General features: G+C 37.1%; 16 protein-coding genes. 10 read left to right on the top strand and 6 right to left on the bottom strand.

Features of this window, described 5'->3' with window-relative positions; genetic code table 11:
* Positions 1-336: 336 nt before the first annotated feature.
* Entirely contained in the window at positions 337-1,221 is an 885-nt protein-coding gene (locus IPL24_04140; GenBank protein ID MBK8362881.1) for a hypothetical protein, read from the bottom strand.
* Between the two features lie 106 nt (positions 1,222-1,327).
* A complete protein-coding gene (locus IPL24_04135; protein MBK8362880.1) occupies positions 1,328-2,776 on the bottom strand; it encodes an O-antigen ligase family protein in 1,449 nt (482 codons plus the stop codon).
* Positions 2,777-3,269: 493 nt separating this feature from the next.
* Here IPL24_04135 and IPL24_04130 point away from each other — a divergent pair, with 493 nt between their 5' ends.
* Together IPL24_04130 and IPL24_04125 are read left to right on the top strand one after the other, a co-directional pair.
* Entirely contained in the window at positions 3,270-6,185 is a 2,916-nt protein-coding gene (locus IPL24_04130; GenBank protein MBK8362879.1) for a T9SS type A sorting domain-containing protein, read from the top strand.
* Between the two features lie 414 nt (positions 6,186-6,599).
* The gene (locus tag IPL24_04125; GenBank protein ID MBK8362878.1) at positions 6,600-7,679 is read left to right on the top strand and encodes a PA0069 family radical SAM protein; all 1,080 of its coding nucleotides are present in this window, start codon (positions 6,600-6,602) and stop codon (positions 7,677-7,679) included.
* A 98-nt stretch (positions 7,680-7,777) separates the two neighbouring features.
* Here IPL24_04125 and IPL24_04120 read toward each other — a convergent pair whose 3' ends face one another.
* Positions 7,778-9,271 (bottom strand): hypothetical protein, encoded by a 1,494-nt coding sequence (locus IPL24_04120; protein MBK8362877.1) that lies wholly within the window; start codon positions 9,269-9,271, stop codon positions 7,778-7,780.
* Between the two features lie 305 nt (positions 9,272-9,576).
* Between IPL24_04120 and miaB the strand changes: the two genes are divergently transcribed.
* The 8 genes from miaB to IPL24_04080 all read left to right on the top strand — a co-directional run bounded on the left by miaB (position 9,577) and on the right by IPL24_04080 (position 18,323).
* On the top strand, positions 9,577-11,043 hold the full coding sequence (gene miaB, locus IPL24_04115; GenBank protein MBK8362876.1) for a tRNA (N6-isopentenyl adenosine(37)-C2)-methylthiotransferase MiaB: 1,467 nt from the start codon (positions 9,577-9,579) through the stop codon (positions 11,041-11,043).
* Positions 11,044-11,229: 186 nt separating this feature from the next.
* Positions 11,230-12,474, top strand: coding sequence for a sigma-54-dependent Fis family transcriptional regulator (locus IPL24_04110; protein ID MBK8362875.1), 1,245 nt, complete (start codon positions 11,230-11,232; stop codon positions 12,472-12,474).
* 213 nt (positions 12,475-12,687) lie between these two features.
* Complete coding sequence (locus IPL24_04105; protein MBK8362874.1) at positions 12,688-13,170, top strand: LptE family protein; 483 nt, start codon at positions 12,688-12,690, stop codon at positions 13,168-13,170.
* The gene (locus IPL24_04100; GenBank protein ID MBK8362873.1) at positions 13,170-14,747 is read left to right on the top strand and encodes a hypothetical protein; all 1,578 of its coding nucleotides are present in this window, start codon (positions 13,170-13,172) and stop codon (positions 14,745-14,747) included. Before IPL24_04105 ends, IPL24_04100 begins: the two co-directional genes overlap by 1 nt.
* Positions 14,747-15,112, top strand: coding sequence for a preprotein translocase subunit SecG (secG, locus tag IPL24_04095; GenBank protein ID MBK8362872.1), 366 nt, complete (start codon positions 14,747-14,749; stop codon positions 15,110-15,112). The genes IPL24_04100 and secG overlap by 1 nt, the downstream gene beginning before the upstream one ends.
* Before the next feature lie 192 nt (positions 15,113-15,304).
* Positions 15,305-15,595: a co-chaperone GroES gene (locus tag IPL24_04090; protein MBK8362871.1), complete on the top strand. Its 291-nt coding sequence runs from the start codon at positions 15,305-15,307 to the stop codon at positions 15,593-15,595.
* A gap of 49 nt (positions 15,596-15,644) precedes the next feature.
* On the top strand, positions 15,645-17,279 hold the full coding sequence (gene groL / locus IPL24_04085; GenBank protein MBK8362870.1) for a chaperonin GroEL: 1,635 nt from the start codon (positions 15,645-15,647) through the stop codon (positions 17,277-17,279).
* Between the two features lie 327 nt (positions 17,280-17,606).
* A complete protein-coding gene (locus tag IPL24_04080) occupies positions 17,607-18,323 on the top strand; it encodes a hypothetical protein (GenBank protein ID MBK8362869.1) in 717 nt (238 codons plus the stop codon).
* Between the two features lie 135 nt (positions 18,324-18,458).
* Here the strand turns inward: IPL24_04080 and IPL24_04075 are convergent, their stop codons facing one another.
* Genes IPL24_04075 through IPL24_04065 form a run of 3 tightly spaced genes read right to left on the bottom strand, consistent with a single transcriptional unit; the run spans position 18,459 to position 22,408 of the window.
* Entirely contained in the window at positions 18,459-18,887 is a 429-nt protein-coding gene (locus IPL24_04075; protein ID MBK8362868.1) for a VOC family protein, read from the bottom strand.
* Positions 18,888-18,912: 25 nt separating this feature from the next.
* Complete coding sequence (locus IPL24_04070; protein MBK8362867.1) at positions 18,913-19,425, bottom strand: hypothetical protein; 513 nt, start codon at positions 19,423-19,425, stop codon at positions 18,913-18,915.
* A 25-nt stretch (positions 19,426-19,450) separates the two neighbouring features.
* Entirely contained in the window at positions 19,451-22,408 is a 2,958-nt protein-coding gene (locus IPL24_04065) for a GH92 family glycosyl hydrolase (protein MBK8362866.1), read from the bottom strand.

The raw sequence follows: 22,408 nt of genomic DNA, 5'->3' as shown, positions 1-22,408 counted from the left end.
TTGTGTTAAAAAGTTTTCGAAAAAAATCTGAAAAAAAATTTCGGTCAAAATTTCTGACTTTAGAAATTGAAAGAGGTGAAAACCGGAAACCTGATCAGTTTTATTTTGAAAAACGATTTCAAAAAACCCGAACATAAAATTAGAAATAACAAATTATAAAAACGAACTTCTCATAGGAGAATGTAGTCCATGAAAATCAAATTAGTGCTCCTGCTAAGCGAGTTAATTTCCTTGAAGAACAAATTCCAAAATGAGGCTATTATACATATATAATATAAATAAACACTGCATTTTGAGATTTTAGTTAAAACTGAAGAGACCAAACAACAGAAAGAACTAGTTTATCTCCGCTTTTAAGATTTCCACAAAAGTTCTCACACGATATATAATAAAGAATAGAAGAACATTTAATACAACAGAAATCAATGTTATTAAAGGCCAAAAAACAGAAGTACTAACACGATTACTACGATTCGCCGGAATTGCTTTCTTGATAACAATCATTTCGCTAAAATTTTTAGCATCCAATGTTTTCAAAATTGATCCATTCGAACGGAATTTTTCAAAATAATCTTCATTATGAATATCCAATCTATTCAATGTTGAATAAAGATTCCTGTACAAAAGTTCCAGCTGTGAATTATCCCTCGAAGCAGTATTTTTAAGTAACCGACTTACTTCCGCTAAATTCTTCTCAAAAAATATTTTCTCACCGGCCACAGTACCTTCCAGTTCAGAATTTAAGATACTATCCACAGCCATTCTCTGAACTAATTGTTCCGTATACCATTCCCGGTTCATTATCAATGCCTCCTGTGCTATGAAATTTGCCATATCAGCCGCACGCTTACCATCTTCTTCATCAACAACAGAGATCGTTATAATATCAAATTGATCCGTTTTTAATTTGACCTTCTCTTTAACTTTTTCTACTAATGCATTTTTTGAAAATGCGGACTGGGGTATATGATAAATGTCATTCAAATTATATCTGAAATTCAATTTATCAAACATCCTATCAGAATAAATTATCTGATAGACCCTTTTTAAAGATGCAGATTGCTTGATTGCAAATTTGACATCATCGTCACTATCAGAAATTGAATTACCGGCTTGAGCAGAATTAATAAACAATTCAATTCGGCTTTCATAAAATTGGAATGAACGATAAATATAAAATGAGGCGATCATAACAATCAGAACGGATAAAACAAAGAACAATCTGAACCTTTTAAGAAACCTTAAGAAAGGAAGAATTTCTAAAACTGTTTGATGATATAAAAGATGTTTTTTGTCGATTGGGGGTTTATAGTACATATTTAAAAAATTATTTACGTTGATTTGAATTCAAAATAGCTTCTAAGACTTTGTCCTTATAATCGGAATTCCTACGGACCAGATTAATATTCCTGAGTGCATCTTCTACTTTACCGGAATTGAAATATGCAACTGCAAGATTCAATCTTGCATCATCAAACCCCGGAGTAATTTTCAATACCCGTAAAAAATACTCAATCGCTTTTCCATGCTCACCATTGTTTTCAAACGATGCACCTATATCACTTAAGACTTGAATATGAAACGGATTCTGATGTTCTGCAAGTTCAAAATAATAAAGGGAGCTATCCATTCCACTATAGTGATGAGCAAAGCCTTTGTACCAGTTTACAGGAGTTCCGGTATTATCAATCGAGTAATAATCTGTATCGATCATTCTCAATTCCTTAAGCATATTTGGAAATCGTCCTTTAGATTGTTCATGCAATGCTTTTGACATGTGAGCCGCTCCGGATTCTCTGGCTATCAGAACACGAAAATTGATCAAAGATAAAACCAATACTATAAGTACCGGAAGACGTGTCAGATTAACAACTTTTACATCTTTATTTAAACTGAGTATAATTCCAAACATTAATATCAATAACGAAACTGTAAAGGGCCGATGCAATGGGTAACCAAAGAATGAAAGAATCAGAATGCAAACAATTCCACTAAACATTAAATACAAAATTTTTCCGTTTTCCGGATCTTTGAAATTTTTCCTTGCGACAAGAAGTATGTAAACAATTAATGCGCTAAAAGTCAGTAGTGATAATATACCTGTCTCAGATAATAAGAGCAGAAATTCATTATGCGGATGTTCAAAATGCATGACCCCTGCATTAAGATGATAAGCTCCGCCAATTCCATATTTCGGATACATCATTCGCCAGTTCGAAAGACCTATTCCTGTTAAAGGATTTTCCTCACTTAACTTAAATGAATTTCTCCATAATAATAATCTTTCAAAAACACTATTGACATTTGTGGAATCGTCATTTTGAATTAGTTCACTGAAATCAGATGTAATATAATTAGATGCAGACGTCAATTTTGTTTTTAAGGGATTTAAAAAGCCTGTAGTTAGTACCAGAATAAACCCAAGAATCAAAAGAGAAATACCGGAAAGTAATTTTCGATTTGTCATTCTCAGAACAGTTTTGTTCTTTGAATACAACTTTCTGAATCCAATTAATAGAATAGCGCCTAATACAATCAATGCTAACCATGCACTGACAGTTTGCAGCACTACGATCATAATCACTGCCACAATTGATGCTGCAATGGCGAGTTTTTTCTTTCCGGAATTCAAAACGACTGTTCCGGACAGTGCAAAAGGCAAAAGCATCACCAACGATTCCGAAACGAAATTCTTATTACTTAATGTTGCGCGAATTGCATAATTGATTACAAAATTTTCATCAGAGATATAAGCAAATAGTATTTGCAGTAACACAATGACTGTTATGACAAGAATTGTAATACATGATAGTAAAGAAAATTTATGAATGTCAATCAAGGTCTTTTCAGTTAGCAGAACAAATAACAACAAAAAGGTGAAGCATTTATTAGAAATGCACTCAACGCTTCATCGAAATTTAAAACTCTGCTAACAGAAAGCAGAGTTGACATTAAGAAGATTACGGAAAGAATAAGAAACGTTGCCTGCGTTTTGAAAATAAAATTTTTCTTTTTTTTAAAAAGCAGAATTATTGAAATTAGAATTACATTTACAGCAAGTACGATATTCTTTGGAATAAAATCCTGGTCTTGCAAGTATGGCAGGAAAATAAAAGGGAAAATCAAAAAGAAAAAAACAGAAAATGTCCATGAGCGTTTTGCCCACATTAATTTATCCGAGTCTTCCCTTGCATTCATTGCTTGCAAAGAAATAAGTATTTTGTGATTAAAAAAATTATTGTCAAGTATTAACCTTAAATTTCAAAGCTATGAAAAATTATTTTTTACTTCTACCGCTTCTTTTTACATTAACAATTTCAAATGCGCAAACTGTTACTTCTATTACTCCAAATTCGGGAGCAGCCGGAAATACCATATCAGCAGTAATTACCTGCCAGAACACTTTTTTTCAGATAAGTAGTCCGCAAGGAGTTCGTGAGATCAATCTGAAAGATAATCAATGCAGAACTTTACAGGCTACTAACATGAATGTGATCGACAACGAAAATATTTCAATTGATTTTAATATTCCAGCCAACAAACCAAATGGAATTTATGATCTTGAACTTGTAAACTGGACGGGACCTGCATTGCGGTTAACAAATGCTTTTACAATTACCGGTGGAGCAACAGTGGAATTGAACGCTGTTTCTCCAACTACTGTGAATGAAAATCAGATCATCAATATTGTTTTAACAGGACAGAATCTTGACCTCGTAAGAAATTCAGGAGGACAGATTCGTTTCAGAAAAAACGGAAAAACTTTTTCTCCTGTTTCTACATCAGTAATAAACAGTTCAACATTACATGCCCAATCATATATACCGGCTTATTGCGATACCGGTCTTTATGATGTTGAAATTATTGGCAGTTCCTATGGTTGTTATTTATTACCGGCAGCATTGCATGTAACCGGAAGTTATCCAAAGCAACTTGTGTCAATTTCACCTTCACAAACTCCTGCAGGATCAACTTTGTCTGCAGTTGTAACTGCAAGAAATACTTTTTTCATGACAGGAAGTCCTCAGGGTATTAATAAAATTCAGCTCGAAGATCAGCATTGCAATGTGATCGATGGGATTGTCACGTCTTTACAAAATGACACAACTGCCAATGTCAATTTTTCAATTCCTGCAGATACAAGAAATGGGTTTTACGATGTTTTCCTGAAAACGGAAATGAATACTACCTATCTTTTACCAACTTCCCTTGAAGTGGTCAGTGGTTTTGATCTTGACCTGCTTACATTTTCTCCTAATAGTGCTTCCGCAGGAACGACATTGAATGCTGTGATAACAGGTTCCGGCGTTGATCATATCTTTAATTCAACACCTGTTACAGCAGAGATAAAAACCAATACAGGATTCAGAATAGCAGCATCTAATATAAATGCTACTTCAACTTCTGCTACGCTGGATTTTCAGATTCCTATCTATGCAGAGAATGCAAATTATGATCTTGACGTTTCATCAGGTGCAGGTTGTTATTCGATTTCTCAAGCACTTCAAATTTCGGGAGGACAACCAAGAGAGATCTTATCGGTAAATCCGAATTCCGGTTATCGTGGACAAACCTTGTCTGCTGTTATGACCGGATCGAATACCTATTTCATGAGCGGTACACCTCAAGGTGGAATAAGAAAAGTTGACTTCACAGGGCAAATGCCGGGCAACTATCAATTTACTGTTAATCACCCTGACATAACAGTTCTTGATACCAATCATGCTGTTTTAGATTTTACTATTCCAATAAATATGCATACGGGCTGGTATACTGTTACATCAGAAAATTATGCAGGTGACCGTTGGTCGTTACAACCCGGATTTGAAATATTGGGAACTGTTCTTTCCGGAACAGTAACTTTTGATATCGATTCAAGTGGAACCAGCAATGTAGGCGACACGCCTTTACCAGGAAGGAAAGTTTTATTACTTCCGGATTCGGTGATCTCAATTACAGATGCCGATGGAAATTATTTTTTCAGTGTAGACCCTGGACAATATACCATTGAAATGTTCGCTGACACGAATTGGTTTGTCACTACTTCACCACAACAATATTCACTGACAGTTGACACAAGCGATATTTCACTACTCGATTTCGGATTACAGCCATTGGTCGATGAATATAGTGTTTATGCAACGGTAACTCCCGGTATCCCTCGTTGCGGAACAAACATGAACTATACCATTACCTATACAAATAACAGTACTACTTCAGTTAATGGTCAGGTCTATGCGGTGATCGATACTGCTTTAACCTATATCAACTCAGTGCCGCCTTACGATATACTGAGTAATGATACCATGTATTGGAATTACTCAGGGTTAGGAGTAAATAATTCTGCTACAATAATTCTGACTGTTGTAATCCCATCTATTGCTGGTGATACAATTATAACCAATGTTGGTATTCATGCAATTTCAGGAACAAGTGAAGTTGCAGCATTTACGAATTCCAATACATCTGTGATCAGATGTTCCTACGATCCCAATGACAAAAGTGTAGAGCCGATTGGAGTTGGCTCTGCAAATTATGTACTCATCAATGGTTATCTTGAATATCTTATTCGATTCCAGAATACAGGGAATGATACTGCCTTTACTGTAATGGTACTCGATACAATTTCTGAATCACTCGACATGTCAACTTTCAGTGTCGTTGCACAAAGTCATGCCACCGAAACACATATTTATGGCAATGTTGTTGAATTCAGATGTAACAACATTTTATTGGCAGATAGTTTTGTAAACGAGCCGGCAAGTCACGGATTTGTGAAATACAGGATCAAGCCATTCAGCAATAGTACTGTTGGCACAACCATTGAAAACGTGGCCGGAATTTATTTTGATCTGAATCAGCCAGTAATAACGAATACAACCGTGAATACACTCACTGATCAATTGCCTGTTGGAATTCAAACACTCGATTTAAAAATGGGATCGCTTGTTGTATATCCAAATCCTTCAAGCCAGTATTTTAATTTGAAACTCCCTGAAGATTTCGGAAAAAATGCTCTGATAAGAATTGTTAATCTGCAAAATCAGATCGTAAAGTCCATATCTACTTCTGAGAGAAAAATTACCATTGATATTTCAGATATTTCAGAAGGGATCTATTTTATTTATGCTAGTTCAAGTGATGGCCAACAAAGAGGAAATGCAAGGATTGTAAAATTGAATTAATTAAGTTCTTGATTCGTTTTGAGTTTGAATCACAGAAAATAATTCTTGAGTTCAATTCAAAATTGAGATCAAAAGAGAATTGTATAAATTTTTATAACGCATATTAAACCCCGGGGGCGCGAAATAAAACGAGCGCTTCTGGTTTTCTGTTGTACCTGAAACAAAATGATCAATGATTGGTTTAAAAAAAATGGCTGACGCCCTACCGGAAGCCCCTGCTTTTCCCCTCCGGTATGACTATACGCCGCGGCGCACAGCTTTTTTTAAATAATCAAAGGACTCTTTTTCATTTCACATTCGTTACCGCGAAAATGATGGAACTTTTATGTAACATGAATAGATTGAAAGGAAACTTTAACTTTTGAATTTACTGCATTAATAATTGAGAATAGATTTTTCCTTTATATTACTTGAATGAGTAATGATCGCAATAGAACCGAAATGATCAAAGGACGTGGAGCGCAGCTCAATACTGCCAACCGCTTTTTGAAACATGAATTGGTTACTGAACACATTGAAGGCTTGGATGAAGAGTTGCAGTTGAACAAGACTACTCAATACCTGAAAGAGTTTACGAGGAAAATTATTAATGAAGTAAAAAGTCCGGATCTGAATTTCGGTTTCTCTATGAATCCATATCAAGGCTGTGAGCATGGATGTATCTATTGTTATGCAAGAAACACGCATGCATACTGGGGCTTGAGTCCGGGTATTGATTTTGAAACAAAAATTCTGATCAAACCGGAAGCGCCGAAATTACTTGAAGCAGAGTTGATGAAAAAAAGCTGGCAGCCTGCTCCTATCATGTTGTCGGGAAATACGGATTGTTATCAGCCTGCTGAACGGAAATTTAAGATCACACGACAACTTCTGGAAGTTGCACTGAAGTTTCGTAATCCGGTTGGGATGATCACGAAGAATAAACTTATTTTACGCGATATGGATCTGTTGAAACAACTTGCTGAATTAAATCTGGTGCATGTGATGATCAGTATTACCTCACTCGATGAAGATCTGCGATTGAATCTTGAACCGCGAACTGCCACTGCAAAAAACCGGCTGGAAGTTGTGCGGACTTTGAATGCTAATGGAATTCCTGCGGGTGTTCTGGTTGCTCCTATTATTCCCGGACTAAACAGTCATGAGATCCCGGCAATTGTTGAAGCTGCTGCAGACGCAGGTGCGTTACGTGCCGGAATGACGATGGTACGACTCAATGGTGATATAGGAGAAATCTTCACCGACTGGATCCACAAAGCATATCCTGACAAAGCTGAGAAAGTATTGAATAAAATCCGTGCAGCACATGGCGGAAATCTGAATGACTCGCACTTTGGAAGAAGAATGAAAGGTGATGGAGTTGAAGCAGAAAGTATTCATCAGTTATTTAAAAATTCTGTGAAGCGGTTTTTCTCGGGGCGGAGTTTTCCTGAATATGATTTTTCATTGTTTAAAAGACCGGCGAGGAATGGGCAGTTGGATTTGTTTGGGTGAAAGATTTATTTTCGTTAAAATTATTTCCGCAGAGTTTCGCAGAAATCCTCAGAAAGTACGCAGAGATTCTTGTGAATTTATCATGCTGTTTAATAACTTTAAATCACATCAAGATTAATTTTCACAAAGTATAAAAAGTCACCAGCCCTGGCGACAGTTATGACTTTACTTTTACCCTCCATGACTGATTGAGTTGGTTGTATCTGACAGTCTTTGTGGTTGTCTATTACAATATTCAAATCTTTTTGCGTCTGATAACCGTTTCCGTCAAATAAACAACCTGCTGCACGAACTTCTGTCCAAAAGTCTGAGGTGCGGGTACTTTCATCATTTTTCAAATATTTTACCATTTGATTATAAAGATAAAATGTTTTCTCACGTTTCTGGTACATAAATTGAAAATTATAGTCTTTAGCATTATCTCCCGTTTCTACATATCTTGAAATATGATTTGTACTCAGAAACTTTTCATTTTCAATAACAGAATTTACAAAATTATAATTGATCGTTGAGGAAGTGTAACCATTAGAATAAGTATACACAGAACACATATTTATAGAATATTTATTTTCACCTAGAGGAACAATTGATTTTATATCGAACAATTTTCCATAAGCATCCTTTGATAGAATTTTTTCATCCCATGTTATTGATTTTTTTTCAATAAGAAATCCATTACTGTCAAACTTAATTAGTGCAAATCCTTCCTTATCTTCATCTTTGACTTTATTCCAATAAAAAGGAATACATGCGATGACATTTCCATTCTCTTCGTCTGCAAAAGCAACCTTGTCTTTATAAAGTAAAGTATAATTTTTAGTTCTCAAAGCTTTGTCATAATCCCAAATTTCCTTATTTCTAATTTCACCTGTACTACTATTTATAGTAAGAACTTTAGGAATAAAAGTAGGTGATTTCATCAGATGCTCCGAATAAAACAAATAGATCATGTTTGATTTACTGAGATAAATATCGTTCACTACTGCTCTTGTGCATTCCAATGTACAGACCTTATTAAATTTTTCTTCAAGTTGAGGATTCAAATATGCGACAGGAACTAAATTAAAATAATAGTTAGTTTGACTCATTTGTTTCCTTGAATAACAGATAAACGATAAGTCATCTCTTTGTTTGATAACAAAATAATAATTATCTGACGAACCTTCATTCATGATTTCAATTACCGGTTTACTTTCCCAGCCGGATTTGCCATCAAAGCTCATAACTCCAAACATAAGCGAAAAACTTTTGGGTGACTTAGTTATCCGGGTATATGCACAAACTATACCTACTTTACTGATATAGAATCCAACGATTGATTCTAAATTTTCATCAAGTTGATCAGAACCAAATCCAATTGAATAAACTTTTTTCATGTCGTCAAGTGAATAAGCTTCTAAACTCCCTGATTTCTGCTTTTTACTCTCCTGCTCTAATTTTATTGTATAAAAATTTTCTTCATCGCTCCCTATCATAATTATTTGAGTTGTTTCTTTAGAACCAATTCGTTCTCCAATTTCATATCCTTGTGAAAAGCTTTTGAAAAAAAGTGAAACAAACAAAATGACTAAGAAATAAAATTTATTTTTCATGTTTTTCAGATTTTTTTCAAATATAAAAAAATCAATGAAAGAACTTTGGTCACTTAATAAATGGATTGCTTTAAAAATAATTTTCCGGAAAATAATTGAATCAAATTTCCTGTATTCAATTTTAATTGCAATTATCGAATTTGACCTTTTATCCCCTGTCCTTCCAATTTTCCTCGTTTTTCGACTTTTGAATTCTGATCCGGACAGCCTAATTGGATTGTCTTCCGAAAAGCCCTAAATTTAACCTTCTGCCAACTTGTCACCCTCCGTTTTATAGCCTATATTTGCATTCCAATTTTTGAAATATGCATCTGGAAGGAATAAAAGTGATCGATGAGGACCGTCAGGGCGAGGCTGTTATGGCTGAAGTTCCGGTGATTCCTAATGGAAAGAAAATGTACCTGGAAAGTTATGGATGTGCGATGAATTTCTCGGACAGCGAGATCGTAGCTTCCATCATGACCGGAATGGGTTATGAAACTACTAAGGTAATCGAAGAAGCAAATGTCATCTTCCTGAACACTTGCGCCATCCGCGATAATGCTGAATTAAGAGTATGGGCTCGTTTGCGCGAGATCAAAAAAAATAAAAAACGGAATGATGAACTAATCGTCGGTGTGCTTGGTTGCATGGCTGAACGATTAAAAGATCAACTTCTTGAAAAAGAGAAACTGGTCGATATCGTGGTCGGTCCGGATTCATACCGTGATCTTCCTAACTTACTTGCTACTGCTGAGTCGGGGCAAAAGGCTGTCAACGTTCTTCTTTCACGCGAAGAAACCTATGCAGAGATCAGTCCGGTTCGATTGGGAAGTAATGGCATCAACGGATTTATTTCCATCACGCGCGGTTGTGATAATATGTGTTCGTTCTGTGTTGTTCCATTTACCCGCGGACGTGAACGTAGTCGTGACCCGGAATCGATTGTCAATGAAGCGAAGCAAATGTACGAAGCGGGCTATCGTGAAGTAACGTTGCTTGGACAAAATGTCGATTCGTATTTGTTCTGGGGCGGCGGACAGAAAAAAGATCTTGATCCTGAAGTTGTAAAATTAGCAATGGATCATAAATTACCTGAAGAAGAACAAAAAGGATTTACAACGTTTGCCGATCTGATGGAAAAAGTTGCTCAGGCGAACAGTGGCTTACGCGTTCGTTTTTCTACAAGCAATCCGCGTGACATGACAGATGCTGTCTTGCATGTTATGGCAAAATATGATAACATTTGCAAATATGTTCACTTGCCGGTTCAATCGGGAAATTCAAGAGTGCTTGATAAAATGAATCGCGGATATACACGCGAACAATACATGGATCGCATTGAAGCTATAAGGAGAATATTACCAGGCGCAGGATTATCGACTGATATCATCACAGGTTTCTGTTCGGAGACAGAAGAAGAACATCAGGAAACATTAAGTCTGATGGAATGGTCGCAATTCGATTTTTCTTATATGTTCAAATACTCCGAACGTCCTGGAACATTGGCCGCAAGAAAATATCCGGATGACATCGACGAATCAATTAAGTCACGGCGCTTAACAGAGATCATTGAATTACAAAGCAGACTTTCTCACGAAAGCAATAAAAAAGATATCGGCAAAAAAAGTATTGTGCTGGTAGAAAATTTCTCCAAACGTTCGAAAGAACATTTATCAGGAAGAAATTCTGAGAATAAAGTTGTCATCCTTCCACGCAAAAATCATCAACCCGGAGATTATGTCGAGGTGACGATTGTGGATTGTACGCCGGCGACTTTGATAGGAGAATAGATGTAACGACGAGTGAATAGTGAATAGTGAATAGTGGACAGTGAATAGTGAATAGTGAATAGTGAAATTCGGATTGCGGATTGCGGATTGCGGAATTAGTGACCTACAGGGGCATTCGATTTACGATTCACGAAAAACGTAAAACGTAAGACGTAAGACGTAAGACAAAAAACCAACAACGAACAAATGACCATCAACGAAATAAAAGCCCGCTTTGGAATCATCGGAAACTCGCCGTTGCTGGAGCATGCTATCAATGTTGCAAAACAGGTAGCAACGACGGAGATCTCTGTATTGATCTCGGGTGAAAGCGGTGTGGGTAAAGAAGTTTTTCCGCAGATCATTCATCAGTTGAGTCCGCGGAAACATGGACCTTATATTGCCGTAAACTGTGGTGCGATTCCGGAAGGCACGATTGACTCAGAATTATTCGGTCATGAAAAAGGATCGTTCACCGGAGCGCATGAAGCACGCAAAGGATATTTTGAAGTCAGCAATGGCGGAACAATTTTTTTAGATGAAGTCGGTGAATTGCCACTAAACACTCAGGTTCGTTTACTACGTGTACTTGAGACAGGTGAGTTCATCAAAGTCGGTTCATCAAAATCGCAAAAGACAAATGTACGTGTAGTTGCTGCAACGAATGTTGACATGCTTCGTGCAATTGAGAATGGGAAATTCAGGGAGGATCTTTATTATCGTTTGAATACTGTTCCTATCCGCATTCCACCGCTTCGTGACCGCAAAGAAGACATTCATCTTATCTTCCGGAAATTTGCTCATGATTTTGCGGAGAGATATAGAATTCCTGCGCTTTCATTGCAAGCGGAAGCGATGCAGATCCTAACAGACTATCGCTGGCCGGGAAATATTCGTCAGTTGAAAAATATTACTGAGCAGATGTCTATCCTTGAGAAATCAAGAGAGGTTTCTGCCGATACATTATTGAATTACCTCCCTCCTGCTCCACTGAACAATTTACCCGTGCTGATGCGCGATGAGATGAACAACAGCAAGGAATTCAATGAGAGAGAAGTTTTGTACAAACTGATCTTTGAAATGAAAAAGGAAATGAATGACTTGCGATCGTTAGTCAATCAGATCATACAACATACTCCGAATGATCGCACATGGCAGGAAAAATCAAGTCCTATGATTCATGAACTTGAAACAAGCGAGGCGAACAATAATAATAATAACAACGAAACTCATTTTACAATTCAACCATCGGCCGGACAACCTTCAATTACTGTTTCTCCAATTCAGAAACATGTAATTGTAGATGAGTCATTGTCATTGACTGACAAAGAAAAAGAATTTATTCAAAAAGCTTTATCAAAACATAAAGGCAGAAGAAAACTTGCAGCTAAAGAACTGGGTATTTCTGAGAGAACGCTTTATAGGAAGATGAATGAATACGGGATTCATTGATCCCAAGTTGAATAAAAATAAACACTAAGTTCACTAAAAAATAGCACAAGATCACACGAATTTATTTCAAATACATCCACTTGTGTTCTTGTGACAAAAACTTAGTGGTCTTAGTGTTTTAATTCTTAAATAAAAAGGAATAATATTGTAACAGATTTGAAAACCGGACAACATACTATTTTTAACCTTCGATCAACAGCAATCTGTTTGACCATGTCAATTCTGATATTGTTAAGCAATGCATGTAAGGTTAATTATTCTATGACCGGCGCGTCAATTTCTCCTGATGTAAAGACAATTGACATCCGTTATTTTCAAAAGACTGCTGCGCTCGGGCCTTCTAACTTAAGTCAGACTTTCACGGAAAAATTAAAAGATAAATTTTTAACAGGAACAAGTCTTTCACTCACCAATTCATCCGGCGACCTCACACTTGAAGGTTCTATAACATCGTATAACGTAAGTCCGCAGGCGATTCAATCGAATGAAGTAGCTGCTCAAAACAGGTTAACGATTTCAGTCAATGTGAAATTCACCAATCTGAAAGACGAAAAACAAAATTTCGAAACTACTTTTTCAAGGTACGCCGATTTTCAGAGCAATATAAATATCAACTCAATCGAAGAGCAATTGATCACAGAGATCAATGAACAACTAGCAGATGATATTTTTAATAAAGCGGTAATTAACTGGTAATGGATTACAAAGAATTCATATCGTACATGGACGTGTCCGGAACATCTCAAAAAGATGCGATCTCCGGATTACAGAGTTATGTGCAGGAATTCCCTTACTTCCAGACAGCGCAGGCATTATTAGCCAAAGCAATGCGTGAACAGGAACATGTTCGTTTTGATAAGCAATTGAAAATTGCAGCAGCATATTGTGGCGATAGAAAATCATTGTATGCACTGATCAATCACAAACCGAAATCAATATTTGTAGAATCAAATCCAGAATCGCCATTCATATCTCCTTCTGCAATAGAAGTCGTTTCAGATGAGAGTCCTTTTATTGAAAAACCAATATTTGAAATAGACAATTCAACTTTTCAGGAAGTCGATGAAAAACCGATTCCAATCTTCGAACCTGTTTTTTCAAATACCAAAGAAAATAATTTCGATTCTATTCATGCAGAAGAAGAAGATCCAACTATTTCCGGCTGGATTCCTGCTTCCGCATCAACACCTGCATCAGGAGACCCGCATGATATTATCAGGGAACGTCTGAAAGAAATTCTCAGGAAGAACGAGAAAAGTGAACCGGAAAATATAATCATTGAAAGAAAAGATAGTACTTCTACACCTGTTATCGAAACAGAAAAGGAAGAATCTATTCCTTCTTTCGGTGAAAATGTTGTTGAGGCATTAATAGACAATCATGAGAAAGAAAAAGTTGAACTTTCAGAAGAAAGGAATACAGAAGTTCTCAATAATGATCTTTCCGGAAATGATTCGGATGTGACGGAAGATATCCAGGAAAAGATTCAGGATACCATAGAAGTTACCGGTACACCAATTGTCAATGCAAAAATTGAAGAGCCGGAAGAAAAGAATACAGGAATTAATGCATCACATATAACAGGTGAAGATCCTGAAGAGATCATTCAGCGAATTGCTAAAGAATCTGAAAACAGAAATGATGAAGTTGATCTCGGCGAACTTGAGTATGCTTTAGAATCCACTATTATTCATTCGCTCGAAAATCTACCATTGCTGGAAGGTGCGAAGAAACAGAAAGAGGAAGTTTCAAAAGAAAAAGTTTCAAAAGAAGAATCAGTTGAACCCAGAACCTTCATGGACTGGTTAAAACAAAAACAAGTTGGTGAGTTTGGGAAGATCGAAGAAGTTCACGCTTATGAAAAAACTCCTGACACTTTAATTATAAAACAGAATTCTGAAATCGGGCAAAATAGCGGGCAGATTCAACAACCGGAAGCGGAAACTGAGCAACCAAAAACACCTGTGGCGCCCGTGAAAATTGCTGAAGCCGAAACTCTCATCGACAAATTTATTGCTACAGAGCCAAGAATAGTTCCATCTAAAACGGAATTTTATTCTCCGGCCAAACAAGCCCAAAAGAGTCTGATTGAGCATGAAGACCTTGTTTCTGAGACACTTGCGAAAATTTACAGTCTCCAGGGGGCACACCTTAAAGCCCGGTCAGCATATCAAAAATTAATGTTGCTTCATCCCGAAAAAAAGGCTTACTTTGCGGCCCTTATTGAAGAAATCGACAATTCGTACAACAATCCGGACAAACAAGATCTATAATGTATACAGCAGTTACCGTTCTAATTATTTTAACCAGCGTACTTTTAGTATTAGTGGTATTAGTTCAAAATCCAAAAGGTGGTGGAATTTCTTCCGGTATCATTGGTTCAAATCAAGTTATGGGCGTTAAAAAAACGACAGACTTCATTGAAAAACTTACCTGGGGATTAGTTTTAACGTTAATCGGACTTTGTCTGGTTGCCGGAATGGCCTTACCGAATAAAGACAACAGAGGCGCAGGTTCAAGATTAGAAGAGCAGATCGAAAATGCTCCAGTCAATACGAATCCTGGAACTCCACCTCCGGGACAACAGCAACAAGCACAACCGAATCAGCAACCCGCTGAACCGGCACCAGCTAAATAATATTTAAAAAGACCTCTGCAAAGAGGTTTTTTTATGTCATGATGTCACCGAAAATTTGTCCACTTTAAGACACATTTTCCCTCTAATAGTAAAGATGGCAGACAATGCCACAAATCAGGCTGGTGGCACTATTCATGACAATTCATAGTCACTAAAATTATTTCAATTCACAATAAAATCAGACTAACTAAAATGAGCAAAAACACAAAGTCAGTTTCACTACAACCACTTGCGGATCGCGTATTAGTGGAAGCAGCTGCTGCAGAAGAGAAGACAGCAGGCGGTATCATCATTCCTGACACAGCAAAAGAAAAACCACAACGTGGAAAAGTTGTAGCTGTTGGAACGGGTAAAAAAGATGAGCCTATAACAGTAAAGGTTGGCGATAGTGTACTTTATGGTAAATACGCCGGTACTGAGATCACAATTGAAGGTAAAGAATACCTTATCATGCGTGAAAGCGACATTTTCGCTATTCTGTAATTGAACACAATTTTTCATCAATCATTCAAAAACTAAACAAACAAATACAATGGCAAAAGATATCAACTTTAACGTTGAAGCTCGTGACCGCCTGAAAAAAGGTGTTGACGCTTTAGCAAATGCAGTAAAAGTTACGCTGGGTCCAAAAGGACGTAATGTGATCATCGATAAAAAATTCGGATCACCTGCAATCACTAAAGACGGTGTAACCGTTGCAAAAGAAATCGAATTAAAAGACAGCGTTGAAAACATGGGCGCGCAAATGGTAAAAGAAGTTGCTTCTAAAACTGCAGATGTTGCAGGTGATGGAACAACAACTGCTACTGTTCTTGCTCAGGCAATCGTAACTGCAGGTTTGAAAAACGTAACTGCAGGTGCAAACCCAATGGATCTTAAAAGAGGAATCGACAAAGCAGTAGCTAAAGTTGTTGAGACTCTTCAGAAAATGAGTAAAAAAGTTGGTGACGACTACAAAAAAATAATGCAAGTTGCTTCCATCTCTGCAAACAACGATAACGAAATCGGTAAGTTGATCGCAGATGCTATGGAGAAAGTAAAAAAAGAAGGTGTAATTACAGTTGAAGAAGCTAAAGGTACTGAGACAACGGTTGAGATCGTTGAAGGTATGCAATTCGACCGTGGTTATATTTCTCCATACTTCGTAACGAATGCAGACAAGATGCAGACTGTTCTTGAGCAGCCGCACATTCTGATCTACGACAAGAAGATCAGTAACATGAAAGAACTTCTTCCATTACTTGAGAAGCAAGTTCAGACAGGAAATCCACTATTGATCATCAGCGAAGATATCGATGGAGAAGCGTTGGCTACTTTAGTAGTGAACAAGATCCGTGGTTCATTGAAAGTTGCTGCTGTGAAAGCTCCGGGATTTGGTGATCGTCGTAAAGCTATGCTTGAAGATATCGCTATCCTTACAGGTGGAACAATGATCAGTGAAGAAAGAGGATTCAAACTTGAGAACGCTGACCTTACTTATCTTGGAAAAGCTGAGAAGATCACAATCGACAAAGACAATACAACGATCGTAAATGGTGCAGGTAAAAAAGCTGACATCACTGCTCGTGTAAATCAGATCAAAGCTCAGATCGAAAGCACAACTTCAGATTATGATAAAGAAAAACTTCAGGAGCGTCTTGCTAAATTAGCAGGTGGTGTTGCAGTTCTTTATGTAGGTGCTTCTACTGAAACTGAAATGAAAGAGAAGAAAGACCGTGTTGACGATGCATTACATGCTACTCGCGCTGCGGTTGAAGAAGGTATAGTACCGGGTGGTGGCGTTGCTTACATCCGTACAATTCCGGCTCTTGAGAAAATGGTTGGTGACAACGAAGATGAAACAACAGGTATTGCAATTGTTAAACGTGCTCTTGAAGAACCTCTTCGCCAGATCGTTGCCAATGCAGGACTTGAGGGTTCAATCATTGTAAACAAAGTGCGTGAAGGAAAAGAAGATTACGGTTACAATGCACGTACAGATAAATATGAAAATCTTTATGCTGCCGGTGTAATTGACCCTACTAAAGTTACACGTGTAGCTCTTGAGAATGCTGCTTCAATTGCAGGATTGTTATTGACTACTGAGTGTGTACTTTCAGAAGTGAAAGAAGATAAAGCTTCTGCTCCGGCTATGCCTCATGGTATGGGTGGTGGAATGGATTATTGATCTTCACTCAAATAGAATTGGAAAAGAGTCAAATTGCATATTTTCCCCCCGGCGGAAGGGCTTTTTTTGTTGATTTATTTCCCGCAGATCCCGCAGAACTCGCAGATTCGCCGCAGATTTGCTAAAAAAAAATTGTTAAAATCAATTCAACAGGAAAAAGATTGAAATATTTATTTATTCAGCAAATCTGCGGCGAATCTGCGAGTTCTGCGAGATCTGCGGAGAAAAACAGCTTCCTTCTAATCAAAATATTTCCTAATTTTAATCTACAATCCCGGAAAACCATTTAGTGACAGGAATTGTTGTCAATAAAAAGGAGAACAAACAATGATCTTCAACCGTCTTAATATAAAATCGGAACTTGTCAAAGAACGCAGCAGACAGCAACGTCTGATGAATGATGTGACGGGAATTCTGAATGAGTCATTAGAAAGGGATAAAGATGTATTGAACCGACTAAAGATTTCCGGTAGCAGTTCTGCAATATCAGTCATTGCAGCAGATGAAAACAGAATTTACACTCTCGATCAGATCCGCAAAATTTGCATTCGCTATCGGCTTCGGTTTTTATCAACAAGTTTATTCAAAGCCACTTTTCCTTACGAGGCCATTTCAAGAATCAATGAACTTGAAAAAAAGTTAAACCGAAAAATTGACGATTTCAGAATCATTGCTCCATCTAAGGCATTTGATCTGGAAAATATAAATCAGGATCCACTCCTCTTCGCTCAGCTAGAAGACGGCAGATTTTTTCTTATTCATCATTGGGGAAAAGATCTGAAATGGTATCGAAAGATCCTTACCTGGCCGCTGCAGAATTTTACAACCTATTTTGTTTCCTTGTGGTTCTTTGCAGCCGCTCTTGCTTTTTCCATTCCTGCATCGGTTATGCATGTACTTAGCAAAGACAGCGAAATGTTCTTGCGGCTATGGCTAACAGTACATTGTTTCATTGCCTTTATGGGAATTACTTTCTGGTTGGCTATGTCGTATGAGAAAACGTTTAGTAGTTTGAATTGGGAGAGTAAGTATTATAACTGGTAGCAAGGAGAATGAAATTAGCATCTAAAAATAAAACACTAAGATCACTTAGTTTTCAGCACAAGATCACAAGTGAAATCTCAATTATGTGTTCTTGTGACGATTTTTAGTGAACTTAGTGTTGAACATTTTACAAAATTAAGCAAGCTTACCGTCAGCTGCTGTCATTTTTTCAAGTGCTGCAGTATCCATATAAGCAAATTCCCACAAGTGACCATCAAGATCTTCGAATCCGCTTTGGTACATCCAACCATGATCATTTGTTTTTGTAACCTTTGCTCCACCACTGACTCCTTTCTTTACAATTTCGTCTACTTCTTCTCTGCTGTCCATTGACAAACAAATAATTGCTTCCACTTGCTTCTTTGCATCTGCAATTTGCTTAGTGGTAAATGTCTGAAAGAATTTTTCGACCAGTAACATTACATATATCTCATCGCTGATGATCATACATGTTGCATTTTCATCGGTGAATTGAGGGTTGAATGAATACCCAAGTGAAGTGAAAAACTCTACAGATTTTTTCAGATCCTTAACAGGAAGGTTTACGAATATTTGCTTTTTCATAGATTAAGATTTTTATGATACAAAATTAGCAGCTAATCTCATTATTTGCAATGCTTATTAACGACAATTCAGTGGGCTGATTCCGACAATAGAAAGCGAAATCGTAAGCTTTAGAGGATGAACTGTAATCAATAGCTGTAGTCGCATGATCATAATTATAATCCATTTCAAGACCTACAACGGCGATCAATGATTGCTTCTCCAGATAAAATGTATTAATAGTATAACAACTGGAAAGTCCGGCCCAGCTAACAATTTTCCTCAACTCTCCGGACTTAAAATACCCTGTCAAAGACCCACCACCATCCGTTGCATGATCCATGAATTCTTCGTTCTCCAGAGTTTTGATCGTAAAGTTAGGTGTATCGCTTTCAATTTTAGCAATCAGTTCCTGAACAATTACCAGAGATTGAACATTGCTACCAACAGAATCACCTTGCATTTGAGGATTTTCATTATTCCCATCCTTTTTCTCATTCAAATTACCTGAGCAGGAAGTCAACAAAGCTATACTCCAAAATAATATTATTTTTTTCATTCGATTAAACCAAATTTTCGTTAATTTATTTAACTTCAATCTCATCCACAAAAATAAAAGCCATTCCACCTGCACCTTGATGCCACGTTGGTAGTTCGCCGTAATTTTTTGCTTTTACTTTGATGTACCTTGCCTTTTCAGAAGGGAAATTCGTTACAAATCTTTTTACTGTATTGGTCAGTACTGTATCCCGGAGATCATTTATCGCTTCACCAACTTTTTTGAAAGTAATATTGTCGGTTGAAATTTCATAAGAAATGCTTAATGGCATTAAGATCCATGAACGTGTATCCTGCAAAAATCCAGTGGTGAGTTCAGAAATGTCTTTCTCCGCACCCATATCAATCACCGCTTCGAAATCCTGCCCCTGATAACCTTGCCATCCGCCTTTACGCCATTCCTCGTCTCCATAAAGTCCATCGATGATACCATCATCTCCACCTGCTGTGTATTGTTTATTGTATTCCGATTTGATAGCAATTTTCCAGTCAGGATGCAAATGTTTATGTAATGCAGCGCCAACAAAATTTCCTGAACGATTAGAACTGTCCATTGCTTTAGCCTTGATGAAACATGAATTTGTGATCAGCAATGGTTGCACGTATTTTTGCAAAGTACTTTCTTTATCATTCTCTTTAATAGAATACCAGATGGTTGTTGCAGAATCTGATGTAAGACTTACAACAACTGAGTCTTTAAAATTATCGGATGAATAATTTATTGTTGGAACAGAAATATAATCGCGTTTATTTTCTTTCACAACCTGAGCCTTACCTGACCAACCTTCTCTTGAATTCGACATCATAAATTTTAATTCTCCACCGGCCATCAGGTCAGAATGATTTAATCGTTCTATTGATACTTCGTTCAGAATAACATCAGATAAAAATGGATTAGACTCACCAAAGCGCTCAGATAAAATCCGAAGTGTATTTCCATTTTCAAGATGAAGGATCACTTCACGGAACATGGGTGAAGTTAATTCATAAACAGGATCTCCCGGACAAACCTGATAAATGCCCATAGCACTCATCACTAACCATGCACTCATTTGTCCGCAATCTTCATTGCCAATCAATCCTGCAGGTGAATTTGAATACATTTCATTCCGGAGTTTATTTACCATGTATTGGGACTTCCATTTTTCATTCGTAAAATTATATAAGTAGGCCATGTGATGACTTGGTTCATTTCCCTGTGCATATTGACCAACCAAGCCTGTGATGTCAGCTTGCTCTCGTCCGGAGGTTTTAGTGCTTTCAGAAAAAAGCAGATTCAATTTATCTTTGAATTTTTCCTGTCCACCGAACTTACTGATAAGGCCGGCAATATCATGTGGAACAAAAAAAGTATACTGCCATGCATTTGCTTCTGTAAAATGATTGTTAACTTCCTTCGGATCGAAAGGAGTCAGAAACCGACCATTCCTCCGGGGTCTGATGAAACCGGTTTCATGATCGAATAAATTTTTCCAGTTATTACTTCTCTGTTCAAATATTGCATACTTCTCTTCATTGTTAATTGCTTTTGCAAATGTTGCAATGCAATGATCGTCGTAAGCATATTCGAGAGTCTTCGAAACAGATTCCGATTCATCTAAAACATCAAGATAGCCATGATCCATGTATGCATCCAAACCGAAACGACTTTTTGTAGTTGCACTCTTTACCATTGCAGCAAGAGCATACTCTGTATCGAATTCCTTAATTCCCTTTGCATAGGCATCAGCAATCACACTTACAGAATGGTAACCGATCATACATTCAGTTTCGTTGGATGCAAGTTCCCAGACAGGTAACATACCGGCATGTTCATACTGTGCTAAAAACCCGCGAATAAAATCCAGCGATCTTTTTTGATCTATAATTGTCATCAAAGGATGCCATGCTCTGAATGTATCCCATAATGAAAAAACTGTATAATAATTTGTTGCTGTTTTATGAATTTTCCCATCTCTTCCCCGATATCTTCCATCGACATCATTGAAAATATTCGGAACTACCATACAATGATAGAGTGCAGTATAAAAGATCTTCATTTTTTCAGTGTCTTCACTGATCACTTCAATCTTCCCCAATTCTTTATTCCACAAAGATACGGCAGCTTGTTTCATTAAAGAAAAATCCCAATTCTTATTTTCATCTTTCAAGTTTTTCTTCGCACCATCAACACTAACAGAAGATAAAGCAACTTTCACCAGCAATTTCTTATCGCTATTGAGTTTAAAACGAAATGAACCATACACATTTCCTGAATATGCAGAAAGTTTTTTTTCATCAATTGCTGTAACCAATGAATCATACTTTATAATTTCAGGAACAATTGGTTCAGAAAATTCCATGTAAAAATAGATCAACTGATCATTTGCCCATGCAGAACTTCTTCGGAAACCGGCAAGATGAGTTGCATCGATCTGATAAAGTTGTGCATCAATTACTTTGTCGCGATGACGAAGGTCAATAAAAATTCCTGCGCTATCTTCTGAACTTCTATAAGAATAGGAATGAAATCCTGTTCTTTCTGTGGCTGTTAATTCAACATCAACTTTCGGATCCTGCAAATAAACAGAGTAATAACCTACACTTGCTTTCTCCTGAGTATGTGAAAAGCGGGAAGATATTTTTTTTACAGGGTCAAATTTCGAGTTCAATGGAAATAAGAGAATATCACCATAATCGTTCACTCCTGTTCCACTTAAATGAGTATGTGAAAAACCATATATGAGACTATCATCATAATGGTAACCTCCACATGCGTCCCAGCTTGCATCAATCCGGGTATCAGGACTCAGCTGAACCATTCCGAAAGGAACTGTAGCACCCGGATATGTATGGCCATGACCACCGGTACCGACGAAAGGATTTACAAATGACGCAGGACCCGGCTGAGCGAGAACCGAATTCGCAATTATGAATAACAATGTAATGATCTTAAACTTCACCTTCTGAGAATTTATAAAGGCAAGGTAATTATTTTTATTCAA

Source organism: Bacteroidota bacterium (genome assembly GCA_016711505.1).
Taxonomy (GTDB): domain Bacteria; phylum Bacteroidota; class Bacteroidia; order AKYH767-A; family 2013-40CM-41-45; genus JADKIH01.
This window is presented reverse-complemented; position numbering and strand designations above follow the sequence as displayed.

Coding starts and splice junctions, on each gene's coding strand:
- IPL24_04130 (MBK8362879.1), top strand. CDS start 3,270: ATGAAAAATTATTTTTTACTTCTACCGCTTCTTTTTACATTAACAATT.
- IPL24_04125 (MBK8362878.1), top strand. CDS start 6,600: ATGAGTAATGATCGCAATAGAACCGAAATGATCAAAGGACGTGGAGCG.
- IPL24_04120 (MBK8362877.1), bottom strand. CDS start 9,271: ATGAAAAATAAATTTTATTTCTTAGTCATTTTGTTTGTTTCACTTTTT.
- miaB (MBK8362876.1), top strand. CDS start 9,577: ATGCATCTGGAAGGAATAAAAGTGATCGATGAGGACCGTCAGGGCGAG.
- IPL24_04110 (MBK8362875.1), top strand. CDS start 11,230: ATGACCATCAACGAAATAAAAGCCCGCTTTGGAATCATCGGAAACTCG.
- IPL24_04105 (MBK8362874.1), top strand. CDS start 12,688: ATGTCAATTCTGATATTGTTAAGCAATGCATGTAAGGTTAATTATTCT.
- IPL24_04100 (MBK8362873.1), top strand. CDS start 13,170: ATGGATTACAAAGAATTCATATCGTACATGGACGTGTCCGGAACATCT.
- secG (MBK8362872.1), top strand. CDS start 14,747: ATGTATACAGCAGTTACCGTTCTAATTATTTTAACCAGCGTACTTTTA.
- IPL24_04090 (MBK8362871.1), top strand. CDS start 15,305: ATGAGCAAAAACACAAAGTCAGTTTCACTACAACCACTTGCGGATCGC.
- groL (MBK8362870.1), top strand. CDS start 15,645: ATGGCAAAAGATATCAACTTTAACGTTGAAGCTCGTGACCGCCTGAAA.
- IPL24_04080 (MBK8362869.1), top strand. CDS start 17,607: ATGATCTTCAACCGTCTTAATATAAAATCGGAACTTGTCAAAGAACGC.
- IPL24_04075 (MBK8362868.1), bottom strand. CDS start 18,887: ATGAAAAAGCAAATATTCGTAAACCTTCCTGTTAAGGATCTGAAAAAA.
- IPL24_04070 (MBK8362867.1), bottom strand. CDS start 19,425: ATGAAAAAAATAATATTATTTTGGAGTATAGCTTTGTTGACTTCCTGC.